The organism is Nitrosomonas marina (assembly GCF_900111605.1).
Classification (GTDB): domain Bacteria; phylum Pseudomonadota; class Gammaproteobacteria; order Burkholderiales; family Nitrosomonadaceae; genus Nitrosomonas; species Nitrosomonas marina_A.
In genome coordinates, this window is record NZ_FOIA01000082.1 from 1 (window position 1) to 1,481 (window position 1,481).

Consider the following 1,481-nt stretch of genomic DNA (forward strand, 5'->3'; position numbering starts at 1 on the left):
CCTTGTCAGCTGGCTGACGAGGAGTCAAAAAAAGCCATGTTATGATGGTGTTATTGAGAATAACCCATTGATATTAGTGTGGCAAATCTGGATAAAGCTTCTGTTAGAGAAGAAGTTGGTCGTTTAAAGTCAGACTTTGATTGTCTTAGTGCGGAAGGAAAAATATCCGCCGAGATTCGAGCGCTCATGAATAGCCTGTTCATGATTATCGAGCTGATATTGGCTATTTTTCTTGAACGCAGCACCAAGAAAGACAGCAAAAATTCCAGCAAACCATCTTCTCAGACAGACAAGGATGATTCGGCTTTAAGCCGCCCTGGAAGTAACGGCAAGGGCAAAAATGAGAATAAGGACCAGGCCAGAAACACCCGTGTTAAAGAAACTGTTGCGATTTCTCAAGTAGTCACCTGCGATGTCTGTGCAGAAGATCTAAGCAATGTTGCTTGCGTTGATCACGAAAGGCGCACCAGGATCGACATTGTATTCGAGAAAGTTGTTGATCATGTGGATGCTGAGGTCAAACATTGCCCGTCCTGTAATGCAACCGTGAAAGGTTCATTTCCATCGGATAGGCATGGTCCTTTGCAGTATGGTGATGGCTTAAAGGCTTTTGTGATAAATCTGTTGGTGGGCCAGGTGGTTGCCCTGAACCGGGTACAGAAGCTGATAAAATCAATGATCGGCGTGGTGATTGCTGAAGCCAGTTTGCTGAAGTTTGTACTGCGCCTTCACCAGGCATTAGCAACTTGGGAGTGTCAAGCCACAGCATCAATGCTCAACACACCAGCAATTAACGTGGACGAAACGTCTTTCCGGGTTGATAGCAAAAACCACTGGATTCATGTTTATTCTTCAGGTGACGTTACTCTCAAGTTTTTGCACCGCAAGCGAGGTAAAGCCGCCATTGACGAAATCAATATCATTCCGCGTTATGGCGGCGCTATCATTCATGATTGCTGGTCATCATACTTGTCGTACCATGATTGCAACCATGGCTTGTGTGGTTCGCATTTGTTACGCGAATTGACCTTCATTATTAATACGAATGGTTATGCCTGGGCGCGCAATATGAAACGCCTGCTACAGCAAACTTGCAAGACAGTCTCTAAAAGCACGGAAAAATGTTTAGGCGATAAAGAATTAGCTAATCTGCAAAAACGCTATCGGAATATTTTAACGCGCGGCGCAAAAGAACTACCGGACATTCCGCCCAAGCCCAGCGGCAAACGCGGTAAACTGGCCAAATCTGATGCACATAACCTTTGGGAAAGACTCAGAGATTATGAAACGGCAGTATTGCTGTTCGCCAAAGACCCACATGTATCGTTTACCAATAACAGGGCTGAGCGCGATTTGAGGATGTCAAAGGTCAAACAAAAAGTATCAGGTTGTTTCAGAACCACCGAATATGCACATGCCTATTGCCGGATTTCAAGCTACCTGCAATCCATGGCCAATAGAGGATATAACCCGCTTATCGC

Annotated in this window: 1 protein-coding gene; it reads left to right on the forward strand. The window is 45.2% G+C overall.

Going from position 1 to position 1,481, the window contains the following annotated elements:
- Window positions 1-78: 78 nt before the first annotated feature.
- Window positions 79-1,481 (forward strand): IS66 family transposase (gene tnpC / locus BMY62_RS15815; protein ID WP_143058849.1); only part of this gene is annotated, 1,403 nt, incomplete at its 3' end.